Origin of the sequence: Stieleria neptunia (assembly GCF_007754155.1) — a bacterium.
Lineage (GTDB): Bacteria > Planctomycetota > Planctomycetia > Pirellulales > Pirellulaceae > Stieleria > Stieleria neptunia.
Genome location: NZ_CP037423.1, coordinates 7,524,627 through 7,550,587, shown reverse-complemented (window position 1 = coordinate 7,550,587; position 25,961 = coordinate 7,524,627). Strand labels below are relative to the sequence as shown.

At 59.6% G+C, this 25,961-nt stretch carries 18 protein-coding genes; 16 read left to right on the top strand and 2 right to left on the bottom strand.

Annotation, left to right across the window (positions count from 1 at the left end):
* Positions 1-535: 535 nt before the first annotated feature.
* Both Enr13x_RS26260 and Enr13x_RS26255 read right to left on the bottom strand, forming a co-directional pair.
* The gene (locus Enr13x_RS26260; protein WP_145389888.1) at positions 536-1,018 is read right to left on the bottom strand and encodes an Hcp family type VI secretion system effector; all 483 of its coding nucleotides are present in this window, start codon (positions 1,016-1,018) and stop codon (positions 536-538) included.
* 194 nt (positions 1,019-1,212) lie between these two features.
* A complete protein-coding gene (locus Enr13x_RS26255; protein ID WP_145389885.1) occupies positions 1,213-6,000 on the bottom strand; it encodes a hypothetical protein in 4,788 nt (1,595 codons plus the stop codon).
* A 165-nt stretch (positions 6,001-6,165) separates the two neighbouring features.
* Between Enr13x_RS26255 and tssK the strand changes: the two genes are divergently transcribed.
* The 16 genes from tssK to Enr13x_RS26175 all read left to right on the top strand — a co-directional run bounded on the left by tssK (position 6,166) and on the right by Enr13x_RS26175 (position 25,880).
* Positions 6,166-7,626: a type VI secretion system baseplate subunit TssK gene (gene tssK, locus Enr13x_RS26250; RefSeq protein WP_145389883.1), complete on the top strand. Its 1,461-nt coding sequence runs from the start codon at positions 6,166-6,168 to the stop codon at positions 7,624-7,626.
* A 56-nt stretch (positions 7,627-7,682) separates the two neighbouring features.
* The gene (locus tag Enr13x_RS26245; RefSeq protein WP_145389881.1) at positions 7,683-8,321 is read left to right on the top strand and encodes a DotU family type IV/VI secretion system protein; all 639 of its coding nucleotides are present in this window, start codon (positions 7,683-7,685) and stop codon (positions 8,319-8,321) included.
* Between the two features lie 22 nt (positions 8,322-8,343).
* The gene (locus tag Enr13x_RS26240) at positions 8,344-10,026 is read left to right on the top strand and encodes a type VI secretion protein IcmF/TssM N-terminal domain-containing protein (protein WP_145389879.1); all 1,683 of its coding nucleotides are present in this window, start codon (positions 8,344-8,346) and stop codon (positions 10,024-10,026) included.
* A gap of 10 nt (positions 10,027-10,036) precedes the next feature.
* Positions 10,037-10,444 carry a hypothetical protein gene (locus Enr13x_RS26235; protein WP_145389877.1) on the top strand — a complete coding sequence of 136 codons (408 nt, stop codon included), beginning with the start codon at positions 10,037-10,039 and terminating at the stop codon, positions 10,442-10,444.
* The gene (locus Enr13x_RS26230) at positions 10,441-11,163 is read left to right on the top strand and encodes a sigma-70 family RNA polymerase sigma factor (protein ID WP_197455370.1); all 723 of its coding nucleotides are present in this window, start codon (positions 10,441-10,443) and stop codon (positions 11,161-11,163) included. The genes Enr13x_RS26235 and Enr13x_RS26230 overlap by 4 nt, the downstream gene beginning before the upstream one ends.
* 47 nt (positions 11,164-11,210) lie before the next feature.
* Complete coding sequence (gene tssA / locus Enr13x_RS26225) at positions 11,211-12,356, top strand: type VI secretion system protein TssA (protein WP_145389873.1); 1,146 nt, start codon at positions 11,211-11,213, stop codon at positions 12,354-12,356.
* A gap of 131 nt (positions 12,357-12,487) precedes the next feature.
* Positions 12,488-13,006, top strand: coding sequence for a type VI secretion system contractile sheath small subunit (gene tssB / locus Enr13x_RS26220; protein WP_145389871.1), 519 nt, complete (start codon positions 12,488-12,490; stop codon positions 13,004-13,006).
* 67 nt (positions 13,007-13,073) lie between these two features.
* A complete protein-coding gene (gene tssC / locus Enr13x_RS26215) occupies positions 13,074-14,573 on the top strand; it encodes a type VI secretion system contractile sheath large subunit (protein WP_145389869.1) in 1,500 nt (499 codons plus the stop codon).
* 15 nt (positions 14,574-14,588) lie between these two features.
* Positions 14,589-16,166, top strand: a complete 1,578-nt coding sequence (gene tssC, locus Enr13x_RS26210) for a type VI secretion system contractile sheath large subunit (RefSeq protein ID WP_145389866.1) — start codon at positions 14,589-14,591, stop codon at positions 16,164-16,166.
* A 74-nt stretch (positions 16,167-16,240) separates the two neighbouring features.
* Positions 16,241-17,047, top strand: coding sequence for a type VI secretion system accessory protein TagJ (locus tag Enr13x_RS26205; protein WP_145389864.1), 807 nt, complete (start codon positions 16,241-16,243; stop codon positions 17,045-17,047).
* On the top strand, positions 17,048-17,542 hold the full coding sequence (gene tssE, locus Enr13x_RS26200; protein WP_095736225.1) for a type VI secretion system baseplate subunit TssE: 495 nt from the start codon (positions 17,048-17,050) through the stop codon (positions 17,540-17,542).
* Complete coding sequence (tssF, locus tag Enr13x_RS26195; protein ID WP_145389862.1) at positions 17,539-19,380, top strand: type VI secretion system baseplate subunit TssF; 1,842 nt, start codon at positions 17,539-17,541, stop codon at positions 19,378-19,380. The genes tssE and tssF overlap by 4 nt, the downstream gene beginning before the upstream one ends.
* Entirely contained in the window at positions 19,344-20,489 is a 1,146-nt protein-coding gene (gene tssG / locus Enr13x_RS26190; RefSeq protein ID WP_145389860.1) for a type VI secretion system baseplate subunit TssG, read from the top strand. Before tssF ends, tssG begins: the two co-directional genes overlap by 37 nt.
* A 45-nt stretch (positions 20,490-20,534) precedes the next feature.
* Positions 20,535-23,360 (top strand): type VI secretion system ATPase TssH, encoded by a 2,826-nt coding sequence (tssH, locus tag Enr13x_RS26185; RefSeq protein WP_145389857.1) that lies wholly within the window; start codon positions 20,535-20,537, stop codon positions 23,358-23,360.
* Positions 23,361-23,961: 601 nt separating this feature from the next.
* Positions 23,962-25,302, top strand: a complete 1,341-nt coding sequence (locus tag Enr13x_RS26180; RefSeq protein ID WP_145389855.1) for an RHS repeat-associated core domain-containing protein — start codon at positions 23,962-23,964, stop codon at positions 25,300-25,302.
* Positions 25,299-25,880, top strand: coding sequence for a hypothetical protein (locus Enr13x_RS26175; RefSeq protein WP_145389853.1), 582 nt, complete (start codon positions 25,299-25,301; stop codon positions 25,878-25,880). The genes Enr13x_RS26180 and Enr13x_RS26175 overlap by 4 nt, the downstream gene beginning before the upstream one ends.
* Positions 25,881-25,961: the final 81 nt, after the last annotated feature.

Below are 25,961 nucleotides of genomic sequence, written 5' to 3'. Positions count from 1 at the left end.
GCTCGGTCAAGGTGTGGTGTGTGATCAGGATTCTGAGGCGACTTGTCAGATCTTGTTCCCAGGCTCCGCCTGGGAACACACGGTCTTGGAGGCTCCGCCTCCAGGGTTCGCCGCGCGAGGATGGCAAGCAGGATGCTTACCCCACTTTACCTTCGCCGGCGGAGCCGGCGAGGGTGGCAAGCAGGATGCTTACCCCACTTTACCTTCGCCGGAGGAGCCGGTGAGGGTGGCAAGCAGGATGCTTACCCCACTTTACCTTCGCCGGCGGAGCCGGCGAGGGTGGCAAGCAGGATGCTTACCCCACTTTACCTTCGCCGGCGGAGCCGGTGAGGGTGGCAAGCAGGATGCTTACCCCACTTTACCTTCGCCGGCGGAGCCGGCGAGGGTGGCAAGCAGGATGCTTACCCCACTTTACCTTCGTCGGCGGAGCCGGCGAGGGTGGCAAGCAGGATGCTTACCCCACTTTACCTTCGCCGGCGGAGCCGGCGAGGATGGCAAGCAGGATGCTTACCCCACTTCCATTCGGGGAGAGCGATCAAGACTCGCCTTCTTCGACCTTCCACGAGTACTCGACGTTGCCCTTCTTCTTGCCCTTGGAATCGTTCTCGGTGTAGGTCACCTTGATCTCTTCGAAGTTCAAGGAGAAGTCTTCGGTCGGCACCGATTCGCTTTGACCGGCACCGCCGATGTTGTAACTGGTCACGAGGACGTTGGTCAGCTCATAGCGGTAGTAGGTCACGCGTCCTGCATCGGTATACGACGCGGTGACGTCGATTTCGACCTTCGGGTAGACCTTGCCCTTGCACACCGATTCGGCGATTTTCGGGCTCGATTTGTCCAGTTCCTTGGTGCACGAGATGTCTTCCATGATGACGTCGCCGCGACGCCGTGTCGCACCGGTGGCCGAGCCGCCGGGTTGATGGACCGCTTGGCTGAACGACAGCAAGTCGCTCCAGCCCTTGTGGTCCTTGTCTTTGCATTCGCCGTCAACGCCATCAAACTTAATGTAAGCAGCCATGGTCAGTTCCTTACGTGGAGAGGATGGAAACCGGAAGTGTTTTGCGTGGGCGAATTGTTTCGCCACGATGCACACTACCGTTCTCGTGGCACCCCCGGATTTGTTGCTTGATTCCGAATTGAAATCTTGGAAATTCGAATTCGCATGTCAATCAAGACAACGCAGAGCAAGCGACGGCGCGCGTTCCGCCACGGCTATTCTGTTTCGGCCTGATCGAGACTCAGCGACAGCGGTTTGGACTTCTTGGGCGTGGTGTCGATCTCCAGATCTTTCCAAGTTAGCGTCACGCTGGTGTTTTGTTTGGTGCCCTTGAATTTCAAGCTGTACTTGCCTTCGGGCAACGGCCCGAAATCGAAACGCTTGTCTTGACCGAGAATCGTTTTCTCTTTGCTGTTCACCGGAGCCGGGGCAGGGCTGAGGAACAACGTCCCGTTCATCCCCGCACGCGTGTCGAGCACCCCGTGTAGCCAGCCCATTTTGACCTTCGGCGTGCCCGTTCCCTCGCCGCCGGGTGTGTCAGCCGGCGGCGGTTTTTTGGTGATCGTGATCGGATACCGATTGCTGCTCTCGTTGCCGGCCGCGTCGATGGCCCGGACGATGACGGCGTATTCGCCGGCGACTTGGAATTTGAACCGTGACTTGCCGGCCGGCAGAACGGCGGGCGACACCGGCGGGTCAAAGACATGATCGTCTTGTTTGGTATTTGCCTTGCCGTCCTGGGTCGTGTCGAGCCCGATTTCCAGTCGTGAAATCCCGGCCGCTTTCGACCCCAGGTCGCTGGCGGTGACGGAGAATTCCAACGTCGACCCGTCGTAGTACGGGCCGCGTTGCCGCGGCGTGATGGCGATCAGATTCTTGTCCGGCGGCGTGGAATCCAGCACCGCCGTGATCGAAGCGTTCTCCTGTTCAATGTTGTCCAATTTGAGCGTGGCGTCGATCGGAATGCGTTCATCGCGGTAGCGGCCTTGGCTGAGTTCGACCTGGATGTCACTGACCTGGGTGGTCAACGTGATCACGCCCTGGTCTGACAACGGGCTGGCAGTGGTTCGAATGAATCGATCGGTCTTGTAGCTGGTGAACCGGCGGCCTTCGACATCCAGCGCGACCTCGGGATCGCTGGTCCGCGTCAGGAAACCGAAATCGGCCTTGATCGTGGCGATCAATTGGTCTCCGTCGCCCTTGAAATAAACGTCATTCTCCGGCCAGTGGTACGACGTCGTCGGCTGCTCGGTGTTTCCCTGTGGTCGCCGGGTCAACGCGATCGAGCCGAATTTGATCTGGTTCTTGAGCTTGGCCGCACCAAGGGCACCCGGTTGGTGTTGGACGACGTGCTGAATCGCACGCGGCCAACCGTCGACATCCAGTCGGCACCAAGATTCTCGATTGCGGCGGACGACGGGCACGCGAAAGAACGCTTGTTTTCTGCCGGCTTGTGGATTGAGATCCACGAACAGGCTGCGCGGCGGATCGCTGGTTTCGGCGGTGAAGTCCGACCACTGGTCGTCCTGGACCCAACGAACGTTGACCGGCACTTTTTCCAGTTGGGGCAAGGCGTCGCGCGAAGCGTCACCGTCGATGTCAAACTCCAGCTCCACGTTGACTTCGACTTCGCCGTCATTGTAGGACACGTTGGTGGTGACGTAATCGCTTGGCGCCCACGGCTTGGCGACCAGGCAGATGATTTGATCTTTTTCAGGCATCACGTTGTCATCGGCGTCGACCAATCGACAAACCAATGCCATGCCGTGGCTGACGTCCGTTTGCGTGTCGCCGGGCGCCGCCGGGGTTGCGGGCACCGATGCGGCTGCGGGCGCCGATGCACCGTCGGTTGACGCGGCGGGGGCCTGGAAGTTCAGCGCGACGCGCTCGCCGTCGGCAGGAATCGCCAGCGTGCTGGGGCCCTTCAAGATCTGAGTGGGCAGCAAGAATTTTTCCAGGATCCGGCCCTTCTCGTCCAAGATGCCTCCCTCGGGGCTGGCGTAAAGATTGGCGGCGAAATCGGGCCAATAGGCGGCGACAGTGTCGGGCATCGGTTTGGGCAGCTTGATCAGCCAGACCTTGGCCATGCAGGCTTTGCCGGATTCGTTGAACAACTCGAATCGAAACGGCGTCTTTCGACGGTTGAACGTCCGCAACCAAAGCCCGCCCGGCAGGCTGCCGTCGTCGCTGAGCACCTCTCGAGAACAGCCGATCCCCGGCGGTGACGAAGCGACCAGTCGCAATCGGTTCTCGCGCGGCAATTCGATCGGCAGGGAGTGGATGCCGACGACGCCTTCGATCTCGTCGCTGACCCGGTCGGCGCGGATCTGCAGTTGAAGCTTCAGATCGACGCCACGCTCGGCCAGCGTCGCCGGACGAATCTCCAGCGGCAGATCGCGAGACGAATCGCCGTCGATGGTGATGGCGATCGATTCTCCCGGACGACTGTTCGCCATGCCGGGGGCTTTCCAGACGACTTCGGCGCGGGGAGGCCCAAAGTCGTTGGAGGAACTGCGCAAACTGGCGCTGACCAACAGCCGAACCGGTCGGTCGCGGCCGGGATCAATTCGCAGCGTCACGTTGCGTCGGTCTTGCATCGTTTCCAAACGCAGCACCGCCGAGTCACCCAGTTTCTGACCGCTGTCATCCAAGATCGTCACACTCGCGATGCGGACGATGGGTTTGGGCGTGATTGCATGCGAGATCGGTTGCTGGTTGGAGACGACGTTGATGCGTGGATCGATCCGCAGCGCCGCGGCGAATCGGTCGGCAAACGCGCCCGGCTGGTCCTTGCCCTGTTGCAGGATGGCTTTCCAACCGGCGGGGCCGGCCTTGTCGACGGGGCCGGCCGTGACGTCACGCGTTTTTTCATATTCCGCCAGCTCGGACCGATACTTCATCGTCACGTCTCGGCTCCGTTGCGACGGGGTGGGCCGGGCAAAGACGACGTCGCTGAAATTCACCGCACGCTCTTGGGTATCGGTCGGATCGATGCGGGCGTTCGTGATCGCCGCCCGCAGCCGTCGCCGCTGGTCGCCGGTCGGCAGCGGGCTTCGCAGCCAGGCCCAGGCGTTGCGATTCAGTTCCCAGGTGCGGGGCGGATCATCGAGGGCAAATCCGGCCAGCAATTGATTGACCGCGCCCTCGACGTTGCGGTCGAACACGTTGATCGCGGCGTGCAATCGGGACAGCTGGCGATCCAACGTCCCCTGGTCGGGCCGCTCCGATCCCTCGCCGGCGGCGAGCACCCGTTCGGCCTGCAGTGCGGCGTCGGCGATCCCCTGGTCGGGAACCGGGCCGCCGGCGATGGCCGCTTGGCATTGGAATTCCAGCCACGACCAGAGCCGTGATCGCGCGACGGCAACGGCGTGTTGCAACGCATCGGCGGCGCGGAGTCGACGATCCGGACGCGTCGACTCTCGCGTCACCCGGTGATCCAAGACCAGCCGTTTCAATCGGCTGACGATGTCATCGGAGATGTTGTCGTTGATTTCGCCGGACGGCGTTTGCCCTTTGATGACTCGCTGCAGTTCCCGCAAATCCTCAGCGACCTGCCGCGGCGTCGGCGTGGGAGACGCCGGGTCAAAATCTTTGATCTGACCGGCGAGCACCAACACCAGCAAGCGCCGCCACAGGTGCGGCGCCAGCGCGATCGGGCTGGCGTCGGGTTTGCCGTCCGAACTGGCCAGGGGAATCGATTCGAATTGGTCACGAATGTCCCAGAACGTCAACTCAGCGGGTGCGTCAACGAGACCTCCGGGGGCGTTGCTTGCCGCCGGTGCGTCGGCAGCCGTTCCGGTCGGCGACGGCGCGGCCGTTGCGGTCGGGGCGGCGGGCGCCCCGGCGTCAGCCGTCGGGGCGTCGGTCGTCTGGCCAGCGGCATCGCCCGCACTGCCCTCGGGGGGCGTCGCCTTTGCCGCTTCGCCGCCAGCGGACTGCAACACGACCGGGGTGATCGGGGCAGAGGTCGGTCGCGATTGAGAGAGTTTGTCGGCAAGGTCGTCAGCGACCGCGCCCGAATCCTCCGGCGTTTCCGCTTCGCCCTCCTCGTCCGCCGGTGGTTCGACGCGCGCGACCCAGACGTCCAAGTCGCCGCGGGACAAGGCGTTGGATTCCACCTGCCCGACACCGCCCCGCAGCAGCATCACGCGGGGGCTGTCGGTTTCGTTGTTGCGCGGCATCTGCCCGTAGCGATCCGAGAGAAAGGCGCACAGTTCATCGAGTTCGATTTTCAAATCGCGGTTCAGATCCGCGCCGCCTTGGATGCCGTCCAACAGCGTCTGTGTCGAAAGCGGCATCTGGGTCGTCGCATCCCAGCCGGCGTTTTGCATCGGTCCACGGGTTAGCAACACCCACAAGCGATCGGCAGACTGGCCGGGCAATTGCCGGATCGTTTCATCCAGTTTGGCAAACACGTCATCGTTCCATTGGCCCAGCGACGGTTGGGCGGCCAGCGGTTCGGCGTCGATCACCACCAGCCGCGTGCCACGAAACGAGCTGGACGCCACGGCGGCCAACGGTTCCAAAATCTCCGTCAGCGGCAACAAGCCGTTGGGGGATTGCGGCGACGATCCGATCGCCAAATCGCTGCACGCCAACGACGGTCGATCCTCTCCGTCGAGCATCAGGTAGCCGCGCAGCACCACCATCACGGTGTCGTCGGGGTCACTCAAGTACTTGGAGACGAGTTCGGTTTGCTGAAAGCTGCTGCGGATGACGTCACAGCTGCCACGCAAGTCATTGGCCTGAAGCTGGGATTTCAACGCCGCACGGGCATTGGCACCGAACATCGGCGGCGTGATCACATCGGTGTCGTAATCGTTGGAAACCAGAATCGTGATCAGTTGCCGGTTGGGCCCCGGCAGCAACATGTACACGAACAGCAACGTCAGGACGATCGCGACCAGAGTCAGCAAGGCTTTGATCGTTTTCCGTTTTCCTGCCTGACCGCTTTCGGCACGCCGCCACGATTGTCGCTCGCCGTATTTGCCTGAGGTGCTCATTGTGATGCGATCCAACGGAAGAAGACTGAACCCTACCGAAAAGTTTACCTAGTGGGAACGATACCCGACACCTGCTAGAGTATCATCGTCGAGTGGAATTGATGGCAACGATGCGATTACTGACGGCAGATTTCTGACAGCCCCGGTGAGGAGAACACTAACGCGATGCACAACGAGAGTGTTGCTTGGTTAGAGGGGATGTTTTTACGGCCCCATCACATGCAGGCCGCCGAACGGAGTATCGACGAGACTGCCAGACAGCACGTTGCGCTCGATCACGGGTACAACTACGGCATTCGACAGATCAGTTTCAGCCGTGAAGCGATCGCCAACGGCCAGTTCGAATTGAGCGAATGCCAGGCCCGGCTTCGCGACGGCACCGTGATCTGGATCGACTCGGCACAACAACCCGATCGTGTGGATTTGGGTAAGACAGGTGGATCTGTCAAGCGAAGTCTTTCCGATGCGTTCGATCAGGTCGAATCGATCGACGTCTTTTTGGCCGTGCCAAAATTGCGACTGGGGCGTCCCAACACGTTGGCCCAGCGCGGCGGCCAACATCGTTTCGTGGGGCTGCCCGGGACCGTCGCGGATGAAAACGCCGGTGGCAACGAGCAAGAGATTTCGTTGCGGACCTTGAACGTCCAAATCTTGCTGGGCACGGACAATCTGGCCGGTTACGAAACGCTGCCGATCGCACGGATCAAGCGTTCCGGTGCCGCCGAGGCCGCGCCGGAGCTGGACGGTGACTACATCCCGCCGGTGCTCGGCTGTGACGCCTGGCCGGAACTGGCGCGCGATTATGTGCGGGCCGTCTACGACATCATCGGCCAAAAGATCGAAGTGCTCAGCTCCCAAGTGATCACGCGGGGCATCATGCAGGGGGCGCCCGAAGCCGGTGACATGAACCGGTTGCTGATGTTGACCGCGCTCAACGCGGGCTACGGTTCGCTGCGGTCGCTGGCGTTTGCCCGTGGCGTCCACCCCCACGTCGCCTACACGGACCTCTGCCGGATCGTCGGCTCGCTTTCCATTTTCCGCTCCGATCGTCGGCCCGGCGAAATCCCGCTGTACGACCATGACGATCTGGCGCGCATTTTCGGCTGGGTGCTCGAAGAGATCCGCTCACTGATCACCGAGGTCCAGGAGTACAAATTCGAACGCCGCGACTTCATCGGTGCCGGAAAAGGCCAAGAAGTCCAGTTGGACCAAAAATGGATGAGCAAGGGTTGGGAATGGTACATTGGGGTGCAGCACGAGCGAATCACGGCGGCACAGTGTCGTGAGTTGCTGGAAATCGGTCGGCTGGATTGGAAACTGGGGAAAAGTGAAAAGGTCGATTTCATGTTCCGTTTTCGACAAGACGGACTGAAAATCACCGAGACGAAAGCTCCACGGGCCCTACCGCAAGGCGATAATTGGCTGTTCTATAGCGTCAATAAAAGCGGACCGGCCTGGGAAGACCTGCGTTCGGACGACTCGCCGCGGTTGGGCGTCCGTTTCAAGGAAGCGTTGATTGCGAACTTGGCGACGCTGCAGGGAAAGAAGGAATTACAAATCAACGTGGACGGAATCGAAGGCACGCTCAAACTGAGTTTGTTCGCCGTCCCCACCGCTGAAGACTGAGACCGTTTGCCGCCGTTACGCTTTTCTCCTTCGCCTCGGATCAACCCTTCTCCTCCATGTCGCCAGAATTCGCCGCCGCCGTTGACCCCGTCTTCATGTACGTTTCATCCGTCGTGGATGAAATCGAGGCGAATAAGAATCCGAGTCCGGAAGACACCAGCGCCAAGATCCGCGGCTTGCTCGACAACGCCGAAAACATGCTCGGACGACGGCCCGATTGGGAACTGGCCAAATACGCACTGGTCGCCTGGGTCGACGATTTGCTGATCGAAGCCGCCTGGGACGGCAGCAAGTGGTGGGAACAGAACCGCTTGGAATTTCAGATCTTCAAAAGCACCAGCGCGTTTTCGAAGTTCTACGAGCAAAGCCAAAAGGCCACCGAGTTGCCCCAGAAGGACGCCTTGGAAGTGTTTTACGTCTGCGTCGTGTTGGGGTTTCGCGGGCTTTACGCCGACCCCGAAGCGACCGCCCAACACGAACACTTCGGCGTGCCGGCCTCGCTGGACGAATGGGCGCGGCGGACCGGCATGGCGATCCAATTGGGACAAGGCCGACCGCCGATCCTGGAACAAGGACGCCCCGGCCAAGGGGCACCGCCGTTGGAAGGCAAGTATCTGTTGATCAGTTCGGTGATCTGTTGCGTGCTGTTGGCCGCGGTCGCCGTCGGGATCGGAAAAATGTTGGTGTGGCCATGAAAGAAGATCGGAGTCGATAACGATGGGCAGCGCGATACGAAGTTTCGTCGACGCGGTCTTGTACCCGTTTCGCATGTTGGCGCGGATCCCCAGCAGCGTGATCAGTTCGCCCAAGCGGATCCTCGGTCTGTCGTTGCAGGCCCGGGCCGCGTGGCTGCTGTTCTTCGGATTGTTGCTGGTCGCGATCGTCTGGGCGATTATTCGTTTTTATACCGACCAGACCGAACAGAAGGCGAGCTTCTACTGGCGTGAGTTGCCGGCGATCTTTTTGCTGGTCATCGCGATCCCGATCGTCGTTTGGTTCGCGCTCAAACTGTGGCTCGAAGGCGAACCGTCGGCGTTTCCAGACATCGATCGCGCCTGGGAGACGGCGCTGGGGGCGATGGAGGAACAATCGATCGATCCGTCCGAGACGCCGATCTTCTTGATCGCCGGGCCGGGGACGGTCGAATCGGTCAATGCCTTCATGACGACCTCCAATACGCAGTTCCCGGTCAGGGCCCCGCTGGGGCCGGCGCCGATCCATGTGTTCGCCAACCAGCAGGCGATTTATGTGGTGTGCACCGAATGTTGCCAGCTGAGCAAGTTGCTCGGTTCCCCGCGAGACGCGACGATCGTCCCCGGGCAAATGCCCGGCGCCCCCCAGCCGTTCCAGGCCGATCGGACGATGGACGTGAGCACGATGGGGCAGAATCCGGCCGCGATGCGTCCGCCCATGCCACCGGCCGGCGGCAACGCTTCGGCGTATTCGGCCGATGTCCGCAACACGATTGCCGGGCTGAACATCCCCGTGCCGCCACAAAACCAGGGCGCCGACATGCGCGGCACGATGATGGTCGGCGACGTTTCCGGCGGTCTGAAAAACCCGACCGCACCGCAGGGCGGCGGCATTGCCAGCGCGATCCTGACGCCCAGCGATGCCAGTCTGGCGACGGCGCGGTTGGCCTACCTGTGTCGTCTGTTTCGCCGCCTGCGCGATCCGCTCTGCCCGATCAATGGCGTCATCGTCTCGACGCCATTCCGTTTTCTGGCCGACGGATCGCAAGACATGGTCAACCAGATCCTGATCGCGCTGAAAGCCGATTTGGCCTGCCTCCGCGGGTCGCTGCGCGTCCGCTGCAGCGTCACCCACGTCGTCGATTCGATGGAACTGGAAACCGGGTTCCGCGAACTCGTCCGACGCGTCGGTGCCGAACGATCGTCGGTGCAACGCTTCGGCAAGGGATACGGATTGTGGAATCTGCCGACGGCGCCGCAGTTGGATGCCGTCGTCAAACATGCCTGCGGGGCGTTCGAGGATTGGTCGTACTTGCTGTTTCGCGAAGGCGACGGGCTGAGCAAACCCGGCAACCGCCACCTGTACTCGTTGCTGTGCCGGATCCGGTCAACGTTCCAGCCCCGCTTGGCGCACCTGATCAAGTCCGCCTATGCGATCAACTCGGCCGGCCCGCATCTCAGTGACGGCGAACCGCTGTTGTTCAGCGGTTGTTACTTCGTCGCGTCGGGTGCGATGCCGGATCGCCAGGCGTTTCTGGCCAGCGTGTTCAAAAAAGCCACCAACGAGGAAGAGGAGTTGGAATGGGGCAGTGAAGCGCTGGCCGAGGAGGATCGGATGCAGACCGGGGTGCGCATCCTGATGGTGATCAACGGGGCCTTGGTGGCCACGATCGTGGGGCTGTTGATTTGGTACTTTAACGCAGAGTGAATGTGGTCCGATGCCTGCCCAGCCCTCCCCGTCACGCCAAACTTACACGCGATATCGTGACGCCGGCGACGCGTCCGATGTTGCCCCGGGTGGCGGTCGATCGGCCGAAGCCGCGGGCACCGGCCAGAGCCAACGCTTGCTGCAAGAGGTGTTGGGCGAGACGCTGATTCGGCACCAAGAGAATTCGGACCAACTGTTGGAAGTGCTTCGCGATGCAAAGCTTCGGCACGTGGACGATCCCTGTGACGAGGCGCTGTTCGTGCGGATCGCCACCGCGGTGCTGCAACATCGCCTGGGGGCGCGGGCGCGGCAGTTGCCCGCCGATCTGTATGATGAAGTCGGTCGGGCGCTGTGGACCAATGACTACAGCCGCCGTCGGATCGAGGGATTTTGGAATTCATTAGGAGCGGAATCGTGAGTGCCCATCCGAGCGACGAGACCTCCGGTGACGGCGAATCGCCCGCCGACCTGATCAACGAAGCTCAGGGTTTGGTCCGTTCGCTTGCGTTGCGGGTGCACCGCTCGCTGCCGATTCCGATGGACCTGGACGACCTGATCGCGTATGGGCAACTGGGCTTGGCCGAAGCGGCTCAGAAATACGATCCCGACTGCGGCGCCCGCTTCACGACGTTCGCCTATTACCGTGTCCGCGGGGCGATCTACGACGGCGTCTCCAAGATGAATTGGACCAGCCGCGCGCGGTTGCGGCGGATGCGATTCCGCGACATGGCCGAGGATGTCTTGCAGGCGGAATCATCCAAGTCGGAAACCCGTGGCGACGGCGCCAGTTCCAACGACGATGCGGACTGGTTGGGTAAGATGGCCGAGCGGCTTGCGATCGTCTATCTGGCCAGCGGTGACGAGGATTCGGAAACGAGCGTCTTGGCACAGGCGGCCGATCAGCACGAGATTCCCAGCAAGGTCGTTGCAAACCGCGAAATGCAAACAACGCTACGCAAATTGGTCGACGACCTGCCCAATGACGCCAAACGATTGATCATCGCCATCTATTTCGAAGGTTTTTCGTTAACCGAAGCGGCCGATCGCGTTGGGATCAGCAAGAGTTGGGCGAGTCGAATTCATGCGAAGAGCCTGGACCAGATGGCCCAGAGCCTGCGTCGCAGCGGCAACGATTAAACGCATTCCCGTGAAACGTCCACCCCGTCGGACACCGAGAGTTCACCATGGCATCTGAACCGACACTTGATTTTGATCAACTGTTAGCCCCGATTTCGGACGAATCCCCGAGCGGGCAGTATCTGCGTCGCAGCGATTTTGATCGATTTCAGCGCGCCAAGGACGCCCGGGCCGAAGCGGTCAATGCGGAACGCAAGATTCGCGAATTCGCGATGTACGACGACGACGAGCTGGCGGCGTTGAGCGAACAGGGGCAGGGGGTCGAAGTGCCCAGTTCGCCCGACTGGAGAACCGTGCTGGATCAATGCGTCGACATCATCGCCCAGCATTCCAAAGACCTGTGGGTCGCGTCCTGGTTGGTCGAGGCCAACACGCGACGCAACGGGTACGCCGGGGCCCGCGACGCGTTTCGGTTGGTCAGCAAGATCTGCGAAACGTACTGGGACGGAATCTACCCGCCACATGACGAAGAGGACGGCTACCTCGATACGGTTTCGCAGCTTTCCAGCTTGAACGGCGTGGAAGGGCCGGGGACGTTGATCGCCCCGCTGGAGGAGATCCCGTTGCTGCCCGAGTACGGTGCGCTGACTTACGCGGCCTACCGCGAGGCGACCACCGGGGGCGGTGGCGGCGAGGTTTCCGAGAATGATTTCGACAATGCGGTCCGCCAGATCGATTTGGATCAATTGCGACAGCAAGAGGAAGACATTGCCGAAGCGATCGAGGCCTACATGGAGATGACCGCGGTGCTGGAATCCAAGTGCCGCGTCGAGGGTGAAGAGGACCACACGCCGCCGAGCAGCCAGATCCGACGCACGCTGGAAACGATTCAGCAGGCGTTTTCGAATCTGACGCGGAACCTGCTGTCCAGCAACGGTGACGCAGAACCCGAAGGCGACGGGGAGACCGCGGCGACGGGATTGACACCCAACGCCGGGCCCAAGGTCGATCTGGCACAGGCCCAGGTCAACAATCGCGAAGACGCGTTTCGGATGTTGATGAAGGCCAGCGAATTCTTTCGCAAGACCGAGCCGCATTCTCCGGTCAGCTACATGCTCCAACAGACCGTCGAGTTCGGACGCATGGACCTGCCGACCTTGTTGCAAAAATTAATCCAAGACTCCAGTGTGCTGAAGAACTTGTCCGAACGCACTGGGATTCCGGTCAAGGACGATGAGTACGACGATGATTGAGATACATTTTCACTAGTTTCTTGACACCCGGTCGCCTCGGAAAGCTTGCCTGGGGGGGACCGGTAACCTAAAACCGAATGATAGAGGGGCTCGTGTTCGAGCCCGCAAATCGCTCGTCTGGAGATAATGAGATGGCCGAAAGCCAACAGCAAAAGTTGAACCGTGTCCGAAAGCCTCGCGTTCACATCACCTACGAGGTGGAAACCGAAGGGGCACAGGTCGTCAAAGAGCTGCCTTTTGTGGTCGGCGTGATGGGCGATTTCTCGGGGGACCCGACGAGCAAATTAAAACCTTTGAAGGATCGAAAGTTTATCCAAATCGATCGTGACAACTTCAATGACGTGCTGCAACGCATGACGCCGGGATTGAACATGCGTGTCGAAAACACGCTGGCCGGTGACGGCAGCGAAATGTCAGTCAACTTGGACTTCAAATCGATGGACGACTTCGAACCGGCGAACATCGTCGACAAGGTCGATCCGCTGAAGAAGTTGATGGCCACGCGAAACAAGCTGCGCGATCTGGCCACCAAAATCGATCGGAGCGACGACCTGGAAAACGTGCTGGAACAAGTGCTCAAAAACAGCGATCAGCTCAAGCAGCTTTCCGGAGAGCTTGGCGTGGACACCGACGAGTCGGCAGCGGAGTAATTCCCCGCGCCCGTTCGTCCTTCAAACTATTCTGAATCAATCCCCCGATGTGAGGAGTCAACTTGCCATGAGTTCCGGTGAGACCGAAGGCCAAGCTGAACAGCAGTCAACGACCGAGACCGAAGAGAGCGTCAGTCTTTTGGAAACCGCGATCGCGGCGACCAAAAAAACCGAGCGCTCGCGTGCCGAAGAGCTGATCAAAACGCTGACCGAAGAAGCCCTGAAGGGGACCGTGACGTTTGACAAGGATGTCATGCGATCGATCAATGCCGCCATCGCCGGCATCGATGCCAAAATGAGCACCCAGCTCGCCGCGATCATGCACAACGAGAAATTCCAAAAACTGGAAGGCTCGTGGCGCGGACTGCATCACCTGGTGCAGAACAGCGAGACCGGTGACTCCTTGAAAATCCGTGTGCTCAACTGTGGCAAACGCGAGTTGTTCAAAGACATGGACCGGGCGGTCGAGTTCGACCAAAGCCAGTTGTTCAAAAAACTCTATGAAGACGAATTCGGCACCCCCGGCGGCGCCCCCTACGGCGCGCTGATCGGCGATTACGAATTCACCAACCACCCCGAAGACGTCGATCTGCTGACCAACGTCAGCGGCGTCGCCGCCTCGGCGTTCTGCCCCTTCATCTCCGCCACCGCGCCGCAACTGTTCGGCTTCGACGAGTGGACGGAACTGTCCAAGCCGCGTGATCTGGCCCGCATCTTTGATTCGGCCGAGTACACCAAGTGGAAAAGCTTCCGCGAGAGCGAAGACAGCCGGTTCTGTGTGTTGACGATGCCGCGAACCCTGGCCCGATTGCCCTACGGTGCGAACACCAAGACCATCGACGAATTCGCCTATGAAGAAGTCCCGGTGGGGAACAAAGGCGAGTCCATCCACGTCGCTCACAACGAATTCTGTTGGATGAACACGGCCTACGTGATGGGGGCGAAATTGACCGACGCCTTCGCCAAGACCGGTTTCTGCACCACGATCCGCGGTGTCGAAAACGGCGGCAAGGTCGAAGGGCTGCCCTCGTATATCTTCAAGGCCGATGACGGCGACATGGACTTGAAATGTCCGACCGAAATCGCCATCACCGATCGCCGGGAAAAAGAACTCAGCGATCTCGGGTTCCTGCCCCTGTGCCACTTCAAGAACACCGACTACTCGGTCTTCTTCGGTGCCCAAACGACCCAGAAACCCAAGCTCTACGATCGCCCCGAAGCGACCGCCAACGCGGCGATCAGCGCACGGTTGCCGTACATCATGGCCACCAGCCGTTTTTCGCACTACTTGAAGGTCCTCGGACGCGACAAGATTGGCTCCTTCATGGAAGCCAGCGATTGCGAAGCCTGGCTGGATCGTTGGATTCACAACTACGTGACCAGCGACCCCAATCCGCCGTCGGACGTCCGCGCCCGCTATCCGCTGGCCGAAGCACGCGTCGAGGTCAAGGAAATCCCGGGCAAACCCGGATCCTACAACGCCGTCGCCTGGATGAGACCCTGGCTGCAAATGGAAGAGTTGACGACCAGCATGAGAATGGTCGCCAGCATCCCCAAGCTTGGCTGATAAGAGCAAGCCACGATGCCGCCTGCCGAGTTCCGCTCCGATGGATCGTATCACACCGAAGTACTCGCGGAGTCTCTGCTTCAGCGAGTCCTGTCGGCTGCGGCGGACGCTCACGACGGCGGTTCGGCGCCGGCGTCGCAACCCGGCCGGTCGGCTGCCACGCCGCTGGCCAAATTTCTTGCCGCTGACGGTGTCGAAGAGTCGCTGGAATGTTGGTTCGGCAAAAGTTGGAGCCAAGATCGGCGGCTGAGAGACAAGCAATCGGTGCTCGCCCGCTTGGCCGCCGACATCGCCGAGATCGATCGGATGCTCAACGACCAGATCAACGCGATTTTGCATCATCCCAAGTTCCAGCGTTTGGAATCCTCCTGGCGCGGGTTGGCGTTTCTGGTCCGCAGAGCGGACATCGAAAGCGATCCGATGATCAAGGTCCGCGTGTTGTCGGCGCGTTGGAAAGAACTCGAAAAAGACTTTGAACGCAACGTCGAATTCGACCAGAGCGCCCTGTTCAAGAAAGTCTACGAAGAGGAACTGGGGATGCCCGGCGGGGAACCGTTCGGCGTCTTGGTCGGGGACTATGACATCCAGCCCCGCGTCTCGGCAGAACACCCGACCGATGACCTGTCGGTCCTGAGAGCCTTGTCGGGCGTGGCGGCCAGCTCGTTTTGCCCGGTACTGTTGGCGGCCAGCCCGGAACTGCTGGATCTGGAAAGCTTTTCCGAGTTGCAGGTGACGCGCGATCATGAATCCCGTTTGTCGCGAACGGATTATTTGAAATGGAACGCGCTGCGTGACGATGAAGACGCCCGATTCGTCGGCGTCGTGCTGCCGAGAATCCTGATGCGTGGGCCCTACGAAGACGACGGCAGCCGGATCGATCGTTTTGTTTTCCGCGAAGACGTCTTCAGCCCCGACGGAAAGGGTTATTTGTGGGGCAATCCTGGCTATGCCTACGCCGCGGTGTTGATGCGTTCGTTTGCGACCAGTGGCTGGCTGGCCGACATCCGCGGGCTGCGTCAGGACGTCGAGGGCGGCGGACTGGTCTCGGATCTGCCCGCGCTGAGTTTTCCCACCGACGCGCCCGGCGTGGTCCCGCGACCGATGACCGAAATCGCGGTCACCGATTCGCTGGAACGACAGCTCAGTGATTTGGGGCTGCTGCCGATTTGCGATTGCAAAGACACGCCGATGGCCGTATTTGCCAGCGGCCAATCGCTCCAGCGTCCCAAGAAGTACGACACCGCCGATGCCAATACCAACGCCAAAATCAGCGCCATGCTGCCGTACATGTTGACGGTCTCCCGGTTCGCCCACTACATCAAAGTGATCGGCCGAACCAAAATGGGTTCGTTCACCACCGCGGAAGAATTACAACGGCTGTTGCACGACTGGATCATCGAGTACGTCACCGCCGACCGCGAAGCGAGTGCCGATGTGAAAAGCCGCAAACCACTTCGCGAAGCCAGCATCACGGTCCAGCCCGACCCCGGTAAGCCGGGCTCGTTTTACTGTATCATGCGGTTGGCGCCGCACTACGAACTCGACGAAATGGTCGGCAGCGTTCGCTTGCAGACCCGAATCGGACGCTCGTAGGATCCGAGCCCACTCAATCACTCCCTTTCAATCAACCCCACTCGCGTTCCACCGTCTAACCGAGGCAATCAACGATGACAAACACTCCGATGGAGCTGTACGAAGCGGGGCGGCTGGACGAGGCGGTGGACGCGTCACTGGCGATGGTCAAAGCCAAACCGGCCGACGTCGGGTTGCGATTTCAACTCGCCGAACTCTCCTGCATCGCCGGAAACTTTGACCGAGCCGACAAACAGCTCGACACCGTGACCAATCAAGACCCGCAAGCGGCGATCGGTGCGGCGCTGTTGCGACAGCTGGTGCGAGCGGAATTGGCCCGGCGAGAATGTTTCTTCAAAGGCCGGGTGCCGGAATTTTTGGGTGAGCCGTCTGATAAACTCAAGGCACACCTTCAGGCGCTCACCCTGTTTCGATCCGGCGACGTCCCCGCCGCCGCCGCGGCGTTGGAACCGATGGCGGAAACCAAGAATCTGAATCAGCCGGTTGAGGTCAACGGCAACGAGGTCGACGAGATCCGAGACCTGGACGATTTGCTGTCGCCGGTCTTGGAGGTCCACACGACGACCGGAAAGTATTTCTGGGTCGACTGGAACCAGATTCTGGAGATGGAAATCCATCCGCCCAAGCGCCCCTTTGATCTGCTCTGGAGGCAAGCGTCACTGTCGATCGAGTCGGGCCCCGACGGCGAGGTCTACCTGCCGGCGATCTACTTGGAACCGGCAGAAGACGGCCCGACCGACGCCAATTTGCAACTCGGACGCGGCACCGATTGGGCCGATTCGGGCCAGGGCATCGTTCGCGGCCGCGGCCAGAAAATGCTGCTCGTGGGCGACCAAGACCTGCCGATCATGGAACTGCAAACGATCCGGCGTGGTGAGTAAATGTCTCGTGTTCCCAACGACCGCCCACTGATCCCCAGCGTGCTCGATCGGCTGATCGACTTGGAACCGCACAATCGGACCGAAGCGCCGCTGAATCGGACCCAGGTGTTGCAGCAGATGAAAGAAAGTGTGGGACGCGACCTGCAAGCGTTGCTCAACACACGCTGTCGCGCCACCAGTTGGCCGGACGATCTGAAAGAACTGGACCGATCCTTGTTTGCCTATGGCATTCCCGATTGCGTGGGCATCAACACGGGCTCGCGGGAACAACAGGAAATGCTGCGCCGGATGATGTTGCGTTCGATCGAGGCGTTTGAGCCGCGATTGATCAACGTGCACGTCCGGCTCGCTGACACCAGCGATCCGACCGATCGGGCGCTCCGCTTTCGCATCGACGGCATGTTAAAGGTCGACCCGGCGCCCGAACCGGTGATTTACGACAGCAAGTTGGACGCAACCAGCGGAGACTTTTTAGTGCGTGGAGTTCGCCGATGACGGATCGATTGCTGCCCTATTACAACCAGGAACTTCAATACCTCCGCCGCTTCGGTTCGGAGTTTGCGCAGGAGCATCCCAAGATCGCCGCGCGGCTGCGGTTGGGCGATGACCTGAGCGAAGATCCGCACGTTTCGCGGATCATCGAATCCTTCGCGCTGCTGTCCGCCCGTACCCGGCTGAAGCTGGACGATGATTTCCCCGAAATCACGCACGCCATGTTGGGCGTGCTCTATCCGCATTACCTTTCCCCGATCCCGTCGACCGCGGTGGTCCAGTTTGCGCTCGACCCGCGGCAAGCGGAATTGGTCGGCGGTTACAAGATCGCGGCCGGCGAAGGCGTGGAAACCGAGTCGACCGAAGACGGGGTCTGCCAATATCGAACCGTCTACCCGGTCACACTGTTTCCCTACAAGGTCGCCGCGGCGGCGTACAAGGGCCAGCCCTTTCAATGCCCCCCGTCGCCGCTGTTGCCCAAGGCCGAATCGGTCTTGCATGTGGAATTGCGAAGCTTTCGCGAAGCCGTCACCTTCGAAACGATGGAGATCACGTCGCTGCGGTTTTTCATCCGCGGGATCTCCCATGCCGCGATGGACTTTTACGAATTGATTCAGAACGACTCGATCGAAGTCTTACTGGCGCGTTCCCCCAGCGATCCGAAACCGATTCGTTTGTCGGCTGATTCCATCCATCCGATCGGGTTCGAGGCCGACGAGTGCATCTTTCCGTCGCAACCGAGAACGTTCAGCGGGTACCGGTTGTTGTCGGAATACTTTGCGGCGCCCGAGAAATTCATGTTCTTCGACGTCAAAGGGATCTCGCAGGAATCGCTCACGGGATTCGGCGGCTCGTTGCACCTGTACGTCTTGATGAAACGTCATGTCGGGGCGGTGGAGCAGTTTGTCGAACCGGAAACGGTTCGGATCGGATGCACTCCGATGGTGAATCTGTTCGAACAGCGTTGTGAACCGATCCGGGTCAGCCATACGATGCCGGAATACCGGGTGATTCCCGATGCCCGCCAGCCCCGGGGCTTTGAAGTTCACAGTATTTCGAGCGTCACGGCGATCGATTCGGAACGCGACGAAAAGGTCTATCACCCGTTTTATTCGGTCCGGCACGCCGGCGAGGAACGGCTGCGGCGAGGATTCTATCATTTGCATCGACGGCGTTCGGGGCAGAGCGGCGGGGCAAAGGATTTGGCGACCGAGGTCTATTTGTCATTGGTCGATTTGGATTTCCAACCCGACCAGAGTGACGGAACCGTGCTCGACGTGCGGGCGCTTTGCACGAGCCGAAATCTGCCACAACGGTTGGAGTTTGGCGGCGGCCGCCCGAAGTTGCAACTGGTTCGCGGTGGACCGCTGGAAGCCCCCAAGTGCGTCACCCAACCGCGGGTGACGTTGCGACCGCCGCTGGAAAAGGGCACGTATTGGCGGATGATCAGCCATTTGTCGCTCGGCCACGTGTCGCTGTTTGACGCCGATGAAGGGGCGACGGCGCTGCGAGAGATTTTGGGACTGTACGATTTCATCGGCAAGGGAGACTCACAACAACGGATCGATTCGATCCGTTCGGTGAAGTGCCGCCCCGGTGTGGCGCGGTGCCAAAATCCGTCCGGCGGATCAACGCTGTGTCGCGGGCTGGATCTGGACATCTTGATCGACGAAGAACGCTTGAGCAGCGGCGGTGCCTACCTGCTCGGCATGGTGCTGGAACGTTTCCTGTCCCTGTACGCTTCCATTAATTCCTTTACCCGTACCTCGTTGCGAAGTAGCCTCCGAGAACAAGAGGTTGCCCGATGGCCGGCGCGATCCGGAAGACAGACGTTTCTGTAAGCAAGCGGCTCGTCGACGAGCCCTACCAATTCAGTTTCTTTCAAGCCGTTCGGTTGCTGCTCTCCGGTGCGCTGGCCGAGATGGATCGCGAATTGTCGCTGGGGTCCAAGGCCCGTCGCGGCCGTCTGGGAACGGTCAGCAATCTCTCCGAGGAAGGCGTCCGTTTTCGATCGGAGGTCTCGTTGAGCTTTTCGCCCAGCGAGATCGTGTCGCTGCAACCGAGACGGAGAATCCGGGACGAGGAGGAGGATTCGGCCGATCAGCCTTGGGAGTTGCAGATTGCGTTTTGGGGATTGATCGGTCCGGCCGGTGCGCTGCCGAATCATTACACCCAATTGGTGATCGACCGCGTGCACAACAAAGACGTTGCGATGCGGGACTTCATGGACATCTTTTCCCATCGCCAGCTGTCGTTTTTTTATCGCGCCTGGGAAAAGTACTTTTTGCCGGCCGGTTTCGAAAACGCGATCAACGAGCGACGCCCCGAAAGCGATCTGGTGCGTGAAGCCCTGTTGTCGATCGTCGGCCGCGGGACAAAGCACGTCCGCAATCGGTTGGAATCGGCCGATGACGCCTGTGTGTATTACGGCGGCCAATTCGTCGACCGTCCGACCGCCGAATCCCTCCGTGCGATGGTGTCGGATTACTTGCAATTGCCGGCCAAAGTGCTGTCGCTGTTCGGCCAATGGCTGGTGTTACCGATCGCCGAACGATCGCGGTTGGGGCGGATCGATGGTCATTGCCGAATGGGCGTCGATACGATCATGGGAGATCGGACGTGGGACCCCAGTTCAAAATTCCGAATCCAGATCGGGCCGGTGACCTGGCAACAGTTCGAAAGCTTGATGCCGACCGGCGAAACCTTGGTACGGATCTGCCAATTCATCCGCAGCTACGTCGGGTTGGAGTTTGATTTCGATCTGCAAGTCATCCTGTTGGCGGACGAGATCCCGGTCTGTGAATTGCTCGCGGAATCCTCCTTCACCGGCCCCGGCGAATCGACCAAGGTGAAACCGCATTTGGGATGGAACACTTGGCTGTGCAGTAAACCGCCGACACGCGACAGCGACGACGCGGTTTTTCACCACGACGGTGCGCCAACACGCTAGAACTTAAGATGTCCTCTTCTCTGACCTTCGACGCTTGACCGAACCATGGCACAAATCAATCTGAAAGAACTCGTCGGGAAACTCAACGACACCTGCCGTGGCGCGCTGGAAGCGGCGGCGGGGCTATGTCTGTCCCGGACCAATTACAACATCGAGATCGAGCATTGGTTGCTGAAGTTGTTGGAGAATGACCAGTCCGACCTGACGATCGCCTGCAAAGCATCGGGCGTGGATGTCTCGCGGCTGATGTCCGATCTGAACAAAGCGATCGACAAGTTCAAAACCGGCAACGGTCGGCCGCCCGCACTCTCGCCCAACGTGGTCGACCTGATTCGTGAATCCTGGTTGTTCGCGTCGGTCGATCACGGCGTCGCCAAGGTCCGCTCGGGGCATCTGCTGGTCGCGCTGTTGACGTCCACCACACTGCGGCCGCTGGCCCGCGACGCCTCGGATCAGTTCGACGAGATCAACGGAGATGCCATCATCCAAGATTTCGGAGTGCTGCTGGCCGACAGCGAAGAAGCGCAGATTCCGATGGCGGTCGGCGGTTCCGGGCCGCGCCCCAGCGGCGATCCGACCAAGCCGACGGCGGGCCCGACCAAGACGCCGTCGCTGGATCAATTCACGATCGATCTGACCAGTCGCGCCGAAGCCGGACAAATCGATCCGGTGCTCGGACGCGATCCCGAAATCCGCCAAATCATCGACATCCTGACCCGTCGTCGACAAAACAACCCGATCCTGACCGGTGAAGCCGGTGTGGGGAAAACCGCCGTGGTGGAAGGCTTCGCGCTCCGCGTGGCCGCCGGCGATGTCCCCGAAGCGATCCGCAACGTTCGCATTCGAACCTTGGACTTGGGGCTGCTGCAAGCCGGTGCGGGCATGAAGGGCGAGTTTGAAAATCGGCTTCGCGGGGTGATCGACGAAGTCAAGGGATCTCCCACGCCGATCATCTTGTTCATCGACGAAGCCCACACGATGATCGGTGCGGGCGGCCAGGCCGGGCAAGGCGACGCCGCCAACTTGCTCAAACCCGCCCTCGCCCGCGGCGAACTGCGAACCGTGGCCGCGACGACCTGGGCCGAATACAAGAAATACTTCGAAAAGGACGCCGCGCTGGCGAGGCGGTTCCAGGTCGTCAAGGTCGACGAACCCGATGAGCCGACGGCGGTCGAGATGATGCGCGGTCTGGTCGACACCCTGGAAAACCACCACCACGTCCGCATCATGAACGACGCCGTCGTCGAAGCAGTCAAGCTTTCCAATCGTTACATCACCGGACGACAATTGCCGGATAAATCAGTCAGTCTGCTCGACACCGCGTGCGCGCGAATCCAATTGAGCCAATCGGCGACGCCGCCGGCGATCGAAGATGCGACCCGCCGCCTCGCTCAGCTGGACGTTTCGTTACGCATCCTCCGCCGCGAAGAACAAACCGGTATGGACCATGCCGATGGCATCGCGGCGGCCGAGGAGGCCAAGGTTGCGGTCGAACAGCGGCTCGAAACACTCAACGAACAATGGGAAACAGAAAAAGAGATCCTGGCAAAAATCATCGACCTGCGAAAACGGCTCGACAAAGACTCGCCCGAGCATTGGAAAGCGGAGAACAAAGAGTCGGGCGAGCAGGACGCGGCAGAGCAAAAACCGAGCGACGCGAAGGCGAAGGCTGAAAAACCAGCGGCCAAGGCAGCAGACAAGCCCGCGGACAAGGGGGATGAAAAAGCTAACGAGGAGACCGCGCCGCCGACCGAAGAGCAACTGCAAGCCTGGCGAAAGGAACTGGTCGCCGGCGAAAAGGAACTGAAAAAGGTGCAAGGCGAAACGCCGCTGCTGTTTCCCTGTGTCGATTCCAGTGCGATCGCCGAAACCGTCGCCGCCTGGACCGGTATCCCCGTCGGACGGATGGTCAGCAACGAAATCAACACCGTGCTGAACCTCAAAGACCTGATGGAAGAATCGATCGTCGGACAATCGCACGCGCTCGATCGCATCGCCCAGAGCATTCGCACCAGTCGTGCCCAGTTGCGTGACCCACGCATGCCGATCGGCGTGTTCTTGTTGGCCGGCACCAGCGGCGTCGGCAAAACCGAAACCGCAATCACATTGGCCAATCTGCTCTACGGCGGCGAGCAGAACATGACCACGATCAACATGTCGGAATTCAAAGAGGAACACAAAGTTTCGTTGTTGATGGGATCGCCTCCCGGCTACGTCGGTTACGGCGAAGGCGGCGTGTTGACCGAAGCCGTCCGCCGTAAACCGTACTCGGTGGTGCTGTTGGACGAAGTCGAAAAGGCACACCCCGGAGTGCAAGACATCTTTTACCAAGTCTTTGACAAGGGCAACATGAAAGACGGTGAAGGCCGCGATATCGATTTCAAGAACACGGTGATCATCATGACCACCAACGCGGGAACGGACCTGATCAAGAGCCTTTGCGCCGATGACGAAACGATGCCCGATCCCGATGGGTTTCTCGAAGCCGTCTTCCCCGAGTTGCTCAAAACCTTCAAGCCGGCGTTCCTGGGGCGAACGAGCGTGATTCCGTTTTACCCGCTCAGCGATGACGTGATGAGCAAAATCGTTCGGTTGAAGCTCGGCAAGGTGCAACGTCGTGTGGCCGACAGCTATGGCGCCAAGTTCACCTACACCGATGACGTCGTCGACGGGATTCGTGCGCGCTGCACCGAAGTCGACACGGGGGCGCGAAACGTCGATCACATCTTGAACAAATCGCTATTGCCCGAATTGTCATCGCAAGTGCTGTCCAGTCTGGCCACCAACGCGTCGATCACCGAAATCGCCATCGACATGAAGGACGACGAATTCGTTTACACCGTCCACAGTGAAGACCCGATCGGCGGGTGAAAGCGGCAACTCTGCGACTACCCATCATCCCGTCAACAAGACGCCCCATCCGAACGACACGGGCTCAAGCAACAGGGGGATTAGCAACGTTGGTGTCCAGCCTTCAGGCGTCCCCACTCGCTGCACAGCAGCGACACCTCCTAATCACGACAGATCGCTTCACCAACGTCTAGCATCGATTAGACTGGGGCAGCGATCGGCAATCTCCGCTACGGTGGGGACGACAACAAACACAGGTTCTTCCGCGAGTTTAGTGGGTGTTCTCGAATACTCGGGGAAGGTTTTTTGAGGGATGACTGCGATGTCCGATGGTTCTGTTCGGTAGGATGGCGAAGCGAGGTGAAGCGGAGGCGGGCTCTGCCGAGGAGCAACCCGCCAAGGAATCACCTGGTCTGCGATGCGCCGAAGGTGCTTCGTGCGCTCCGCCGGCCCCCGTGTCGGCGGAGGGTCGTTTGAACCGAGCGTTTGTCCTCGCTCTCCCCATTCGGACATCGCAGCAATGCCTCGAAAAACCTGGGTCCTGAGCGATTAGCCACTAAAATCCGCGAAGAACCACAAAAACAAGACCAGTGAGAGCGTCACGCACGATGTCAAAGGCAACATGACGGTGATCCCGGTGATTCTCCGTCCCGGCAGCGATCCGCTGACGCTCACCTGGGACTTCGACAACCGTTTGGTTTCGGCTGATGTAGATAACGACAGCACCGACGACGTCTTTTATGAATGGGACGCACTCGGTCGCCGAGTCGCGCGCGACAATGGCACGACGGTCAGCATCTATGTCCAAAATGGCCAGCAGACCGTCGCGGACTACACCTCAGGAACCGCGGCAACCAACCCCACCTACAACGACGTCTACGCCAGCTACATCGACGAACCCGTCGTACGTGACGGCACCGGCGGCCTGCGTTACTACCATCGCACCCAACAGTACAGCGTCACCGCGCTGACCGATTCGAGCGGGGCGATCAAGGAGCGCTACGCCTATGATGCGTATGGCGGGCTGTCGGTGTTCGATGGAAGTGGAACAGCGCGTACGGCGACAGCGGAAGGCAACCGCTACACTTACACGGGGCGAGAGCACGACGACGTCCTTGACCTCTATCACTATCGCGCCCGCATGTACGATCCGATCGCGGGGCGGTTCTGCTCCAGAGACCCGATTGGGTATCGAGGTGGCGGATTTAATACGTATGTTGCGTACTACGTGCCGACGCAAGTTGATCCAACGGGTTTACAGCCGTACATCGGCCCACCATATCCCATCATCTTCGAAGATCCGTGGTACATGTATTTTGGTCCAGGCAGCATGTTTGAGCACTATTTCTATGGAGAAGGCGAAGACTTTGACTTGGGTGACCACGGTTTGCTAGACAACTTCAAAAATGCTGAGCAAATTTCAGAACAAGTGAGCGATTACGAGAACTGGCTTCGGACGTACGCAAACGTAAAATCTAGCAAGCTCTGGTGCAACAAGTACCCAGGTGCGAATAATTCCCTCACCTTTTCGCACACGCAAGACTTTACCTATGAGTTCAGTGGTGATTCTTGGCCCGAAGCCCTTTGGAATGCGGGGCTTGATCCATTGTTTGCTCTTGGTGGCCCAAAGTTCGCTAATAGTTTCTCTGTAACCACAGATTGCCACATCTCACTTGATTCCTGTGGTCCATGCTGCAATTGGTTTACTGGTTTGTTTCTGTCGGATGATTGGCAATATACTTTGACTTGTTCACTTAAGTACAGACTTAGGGATGTGTTTGAACGCCCATATGACGTTTTTGATTCTGACCCTGATTCTACGGGAATGGATCCGCCGTGGTTTTGGCCGGAACCATCCGGCGCCAATCCAACTCCTTTCAACATTGTTGGAAGTTGGGAAACAAGTTTCTCGGAATTATTCTCTCGCCCTTGTCCCGGCAAAGACCGTGCGAGAAACCATTGACAACTACGAACAAAGACGAGACCTCTCCCGAAGAATTGTCGCCTTCTCCTTATAAGCCGCCAGCATTGCAGGCTGGGGAAAGACTAGAGGAGCTTGATCGGCGGACTCTTTGGCGGGGGCTTTTCTGTGGTGTAATTGCATTCGCGCCATTGCAAATCGCTTCCTGGGAATTGATCGTTTTCATTCGGCGTGTCTTGAGTTTGCCTGATTTTGTAGGCGGATTCGGATTTGCAATTCGGATCGGGATACCAACTCTCGTGAATGTCGTTGGGTCCATGGTTCTGACCATCTTGTTCGGCGGCATCGCGTGCCTTAAAGCGAAAACGCGATCGGGGGTTTTTGGCGGCTGGGCGCTCATCGCCTGTGTTAGCGGTGCTCTGCAATTTGTGTTGCTTTGGTCCGGCTTTTCATTTAAGCAATCTAGCGAGATAACTGCCATTGCATTTGGAGCGACAGTTGCTCCAGTCTTTACCACATTATTCATTTGTTACGTGTTGGCGGGAGTGCAGTCCACACCAAGACAGGTTGCCGTTCCATCGTTAGCTTGGATCCTTTTGGTGCTCTGGCTCGTGATTTGAGCGGGCGAAAACAAAGGGGACGGGGGTTTAATGCCGCGAATCAGCGGCGGACGATTGATGTGATCACAGGACCAAGTCGAC